Origin of the sequence: Lentzea aerocolonigenes (genome assembly GCF_000955955.1) — a bacterium.
Lineage (GTDB): Bacteria > Actinomycetota > Actinomycetes > Mycobacteriales > Pseudonocardiaceae > Lentzea > Lentzea aerocolonigenes_A.
In genome coordinates, this window is record NZ_JYJG01000257.1 from 1 (window position 1) to 5,136 (window position 5,136).

A 5,136-nucleotide genomic window follows, 5' to 3' on the forward strand; every position below is an offset into this window, starting at 1 on the left:
GTGGTAGGCACCACGCGGCCCGGCCAGCGACGGGGATCGATCTGCATCTTGACCTACCTCCTGCACCACAGACGAACACCTGTTCGACATGGTGCCACGGGGGTCTGACAAAAACTGCACACCTGAGCCCTGACCAGGCAAAACGTCACGCCACGAGCACAGCCGCACCCGTCACGCGGCCCGCACGGAGGTCCGACAGCGCCAGGTTCGCCTCCGAAAGCGCATACGGCCGCACAGCCACCTCCAACCGATGCGACGCGCAGAACGACAGGAACTCGGCGGCGTCGGCACGGGTGTTCGCCGTGACCGACCGGACCTCCCGCTCCTGGAAGAGATGCCGCGAGTAGTTCAGAACCGGCACGTCGGACAGGTGGATCCCGGCGATCGCCAACGTCCCACCCCGGTCCAACGCCTCCAAAGCGGCCGGCACCAGCGTGCCGACCGGCGCGAACAACACCGCGGAGTCCAGCAGAACCGGAGGCACGGCAGCAGATGCCGAAGCCGCCCCCAACGACATCGCCAGCGAACGAGCAGCCTCGGACCGGGTCACGACGTGCACCTCGTACCCACGGGCCACCGCGACCTGCAATGCCAGATGAGCCGACCCGCCGAACCCGTAGATCCCCAGCCGCCCGCCGTCGGGAACCGAAGCCCGCTTCAACGCCCGATAGCCGATGATTCCCGCGCACAGCAACGGCGCCACCGCCTCAGCCGAATACCCGGCAGGCAGCCGCAATGCGTAGTCGGCCGGAACGACCGCATAAGACGCATATCCACCATCAGCGTCCCACCCGGTGTAGAGCGACGACGGACAAAGATTCTCGGCGCCGCGCACACAAAACCGGCAAGCCCCACAGGTGTGCCGCAACCAGGCGATCCCGACCCGCTCACCGACGACGAACGAGCCGGCGGCGACCACGACCTCACCCACGACCTGATGCCCCGGCACGACCGACGGACGATGCACCGGCAGATCCCCGTCCACCACGTGCAGATCCGTCCGGCACACGCCACAAGCGAGCACCCGCACCAGCAACTCCCCCGGAGCGGGCGAAGGCACCGGCACGTCCACGAGCCGCAACGGCGTGGTCTGCCACGAAAGCATGATCTCCAGGTTAGCCTGCGAAAATGACGCACGACGAGCCTCACGACGAGGTCACCGGCGACCGGATGAACTGGCTCCGCGCGGGTGTTCTGGGCGCGAACGACGGCATCGTCTCCACCGCCAGCCTCGTGGTGGGCGTCGCCGGCGCCACCACGGACCGAGCCCAGATCCTGGTCGCGGGCCTCGCCGGCCTCTTCGCGGGCGCGATGTCCATGGCCAGCGGCGAGTACGTCTCGGTCAGCAGCCAGCGCGACGCCGAACGCGCCCTGCTCGCCAAGGAACGCCGGGAGCTCCGTGAGATGCCGGACGAGGAACTGCAGGAGCTCGCGGAGATCTACGAGAACAAGGGACTCGACGCGGAAACCGCCGAGGAGGTCGCCAGACAGCTCACCAGGCACGACGCCCTGGCCGCTCATGCCGAGGCCGAGCTGCACATCGACCCGGACGAGCTCACGAACCCGTGGGGCGCCGCCATCGCGAGCTTCATCAGCTTCACCATCGGCGCGCTCCTCCCCCTGGCCGCCATCGCGTTCACACCGGTCAGCCTCCGCGTCCCGGTCACCGTCGTCGTCGCGATCATCACCCTCGCCCTGACCGGTTTCATCAGCGCGAAGCTCAGCGGCGCCGGGAAACGGCGGGCCGTCGTGCGCAACATCGCGGGTGGCCTGGTCGCCATGGGTGTCACCTACGCCATCGGCTCGCTCGTCGGCCAAAGCATCGGATAGCGCCGAACTGGGTATTGCCACGGCATGAGCGAAGACCGTGGTGCGTACGTGTCCGAGGACAGCGACGACTTCGAGGCCCTCGACGAGGACAACATCAAGCACGACCCGTTGGAGACCGAGCCGGAAGAGGGCTGGGCCGAGTCCGACAAGTACGGGATGACCGAGTACGAGCAGGCCCACCCGCGCCCGCTCGACGAACGACTCGCAGAAGAACGTCCTGAAGAACGTCCTGAGGAACGCGGCGAGGACGACGAGACGGGTGCATGATCGAAGCATGAGCCTCGGCATCCCGGAGCAGATCACGGCGTTGCTGTTCGACCTCGACGGCGTGCTCACGAGCACGGCGGTGTTGCACCGCAAGGCGTGGAAGCAGACGTTCGAGAGCATGGGCCAGCCGTTCAGCGAGCAGGACTACCTCGCCTACGTCGACGGCAAGCCCCGCTACGACGGCGTCCGCAGCTTCCTCGCCTCCCGCGGCCTCACCCCGCCGGAGGACGAGATCCGCCGCATCGGCGACCAGAAGAACGACCTGGTCAACCAGATCATCGACGAGGAGGGCATCACGCCCTACCCCGCGTCCGTCCGCTACCTCCAAGAAGCCCGCAAAGCAGGCATCCCCATCGGCGTCGTCACGTCATCGGCCAACGCCATGCGGGTGCTGCGCGCGGGCGACCTTCTGGACTACGTCGACGCACTGGTGGACGGCAACGTCATCACCGCGTCGAACCTCCAGGGCAAACCGGCGCCCGACTCGTTCCTCGAAGGCGCCAGAAGGCTCAAGACGGCACCGGAGCACGCGGCGGTGTTCGAAGACGCGCTGGCGGGCGTGAAAGCGGGCCACGACGGCGGTTTCGGCTTCGTCGTGGGCGTCGACCGTGGCCACCAAAGGGAAGCCCTCAAGACCAACGGCGCCGACCAGGTCGTCGACGAGCTCGACGAGCTCCTGTCATGAGCTACACGATCGAACCGTGGGCGCTGCGCTGGCAGGGCCTCGCCGTGGACCAGCTGCACCGCACCGAGTCCACGTTCGCGCTGGCCAACGGCCACATCGGGTTCCGCGGCACGCTCGACGAGGGCGAACCGAGAGGCCTGCCGGGCACCTACCTCAACGGCTTCTACGAGGAACACCAGCTGCCGTACGGGGAAGCGGGCTACGGCTATCCCGAGGCAGGCCAGACCGTCGTGAACGTGACCGACGGCAAGATCATCCGGTTGCTGGTCGAGGACGAGCCGCTGGACATGCGCTACGGCAACGCGATCGAACACGAACGCGTCCTCGACTTCCGCTCCGGCACGCTCCGCCGCCGCACGGTCTGGGAGTCACCGACGGGCCGCCGTGTGATCGTGCGCAGCGAACGGCTCGTGTCGTTCACACAGCGCGCGGTCGCCGCCATCCGGTACGAGGTCGAGCCGATGGACGACGTGCAGCTCGTCGTCCAGTCCGACCTGCTCGCGAACGAGCCGACCATCCACCGCACCAACGATCCCCGCGTCGCCGCCGCGCTCGACGCCCCGCTGGTCAACGACTTCACGATGGCCGAGAAGATGCGGGCCGTGCTGTGCCACCACACCAAGGTGTCCGGTCTGCGCATGGCCGCCGCGATGGACCACGAGATCGAGATCGGTGACGGCCAGGAAAGTGGATACAGCGATCCCAGGACGGACATCCACGCCGAACCCGATCTCGCCCGGTTCACGGCCGCGGTCGACGTCAAGGCGGGCAGCTGCCTCAAGCTCACCAAGTACCTCGGCTACGGCTGGTCGGGAAAGCGTTCCACCCCAGCACTCCGAGCTCAGGTCGAGGCCGCGCTCGCCGGCGCCTGCCAGACCGGCTGGGACGGGCTGCTGGCCGAGCAACGAGCGTTCCTGGACGACTTCTGGCAGGTCGCCGACATCGAGATCGAGGGCGACGACGAGCTGCAGCAGGCGATCCGGTTCGCGTTGTTCCACATCCTGCAGGCCGGTGCCCGCGGGGAGTCCCGTGCCATTCCGGGCAAAGGCCTCACCGGACCGGGCTACGACGGCCACGCGTTCTGGGACACGGAGATGTTCGTGCTCCCGGTCCTCACCTACACGGTGCCGGACGCGGCGCGTGACGCGCTGCGGTGGCGTCACTCCACTTTGGACAAGGCTCGTGACCGCGCGAAGGTGCTGGGGCTCAAGGGAGCCGCGTTCCCGTGGCGTTCGATCAACGGCGCCGAGTGCAGTGCGTACTGGCCCGCGGGCACGGCCGCGTTCCACGTCTCGGGAGACGTCGCCTACGCCACGCAGCAGTACCTCAACGCAACGAACGACGAGGACTTCGAACGCGACCAGGCCACCGAAATCCTCGCGGAGACCGCGAGGTTGTGGATGTCGCTCGGCCACCACGACCGGCACGACGGGTTCCGCATCGACGGCGTGACCGGGCCGGACGAGTACTCGGCGATCGTCGACAACAACGTCTACACCAACCTGATCGCCCAGCAGAACCTGCGTTCCGCCGCTCAGGCCGCGGAGCGCCACCCGGACAAGGCCCAAGCGTCACCGGAGGAGATCGCCGCGTGGCGCACGGCAGCCGACGCGATGGCGGTTCCGTACGACGAGATGCTGCAGGTGCACTCGCAGGCGGACAACTTCACCAAACACGCGGAGTGGGACTTCGAGCAGACTCCGCCGGAGAAGTACCCGCTGCTGCTGCACTTCCCGTACTTCGACCTGTATCGCCGTCAGGTCATCAAACAGGCGGACCTCGTGCTCGCGATGCACGTCCGCGGAGACGTGTTCACGCCTGAGGAGAAGGCCCGCAACTTCGCCTACTACGAGGCACGAACCGTGCGCGACTCGTCGTTGTCGGCGGGCACGCAGGCCGTCCTGGCCGCAGAGGTCGGCCACCCGGGCCTGGCGTTCGACTACCTCCTCGAAGCCGCCTACACCGACCTCCACGACCTGCACGACAACGTCAACAACGGCCTGCACATGGCTTCGCTGGCGGGTGCGTGGATGGCGTTGGTGGCCGGGTTCGGCGGCATGCGAGACCACGGCGGCGAACTGACGTTCGCCCCGCGGGTGCCCGAGACGCTGACCCGGTTCTCGTTCCGGATGGCCTTCCAGGGCACCAGAATCGCGATCGACGTGTGCGAGACCGAGGCCACCTACCGGATCGTGGACGGCACCGAGTTCAGCACGAAGCACCACGGCGAGCCGATCACGATCACCGCGGACACCCCGGTGACCATGCCGATCCCGAAGGCTCCCGAACTCGAACGGCCGCCTGCACCGTTCGGCCGGGAGCCGCGCAGGCACTAGTGTCCTGAGTCATTAATT

General features: G+C 67.7%; 5 protein-coding genes. 4 read left to right on the top strand and 1 reads right to left on the bottom strand.

Features of this window, described 5'->3' with window-relative positions:
- Nucleotides 1-145: 145 nt before the first annotated feature.
- A complete protein-coding gene (locus tag UK23_RS30355; RefSeq protein ID WP_045315110.1) occupies nt 146-1,105 on the bottom strand; it encodes a zinc-binding alcohol dehydrogenase family protein in 960 nt (319 codons plus the stop codon).
- Between the two features lie 23 nt (nt 1,106-1,128).
- Here UK23_RS30355 and UK23_RS30360 point away from each other — a divergent pair, with 23 nt between their 5' ends.
- The 4 genes from UK23_RS30360 to UK23_RS30375 are packed head-to-tail and all read left to right on the top strand — an operon-like array spanning nt 1,129 to nt 5,118.
- Complete coding sequence (locus UK23_RS30360; protein WP_045315111.1) at nt 1,129-1,830, top strand: VIT1/CCC1 transporter family protein; 702 nt, start codon at nt 1,129-1,131, stop codon at nt 1,828-1,830.
- Nucleotides 1,831-1,854: 24 nt separating this feature from the next.
- Complete coding sequence (locus UK23_RS30365) at nt 1,855-2,097, top strand: hypothetical protein (protein ID WP_052685196.1); 243 nt, start codon at nt 1,855-1,857, stop codon at nt 2,095-2,097.
- Nucleotides 2,098-2,104: 7 nt separating this feature from the next.
- A complete protein-coding gene (locus tag UK23_RS30370) occupies nt 2,105-2,782 on the top strand; it encodes an HAD family hydrolase (protein WP_045315112.1) in 678 nt (225 codons plus the stop codon).
- Nucleotides 2,779-5,118, top strand: coding sequence for a glycoside hydrolase family 65 protein (locus tag UK23_RS30375; RefSeq protein WP_045315113.1), 2,340 nt, complete (start codon nt 2,779-2,781; stop codon nt 5,116-5,118). Before UK23_RS30370 ends, UK23_RS30375 begins: the two co-directional genes overlap by 4 nt.
- Nucleotides 5,119-5,136 lie beyond the last annotated feature (18 nt).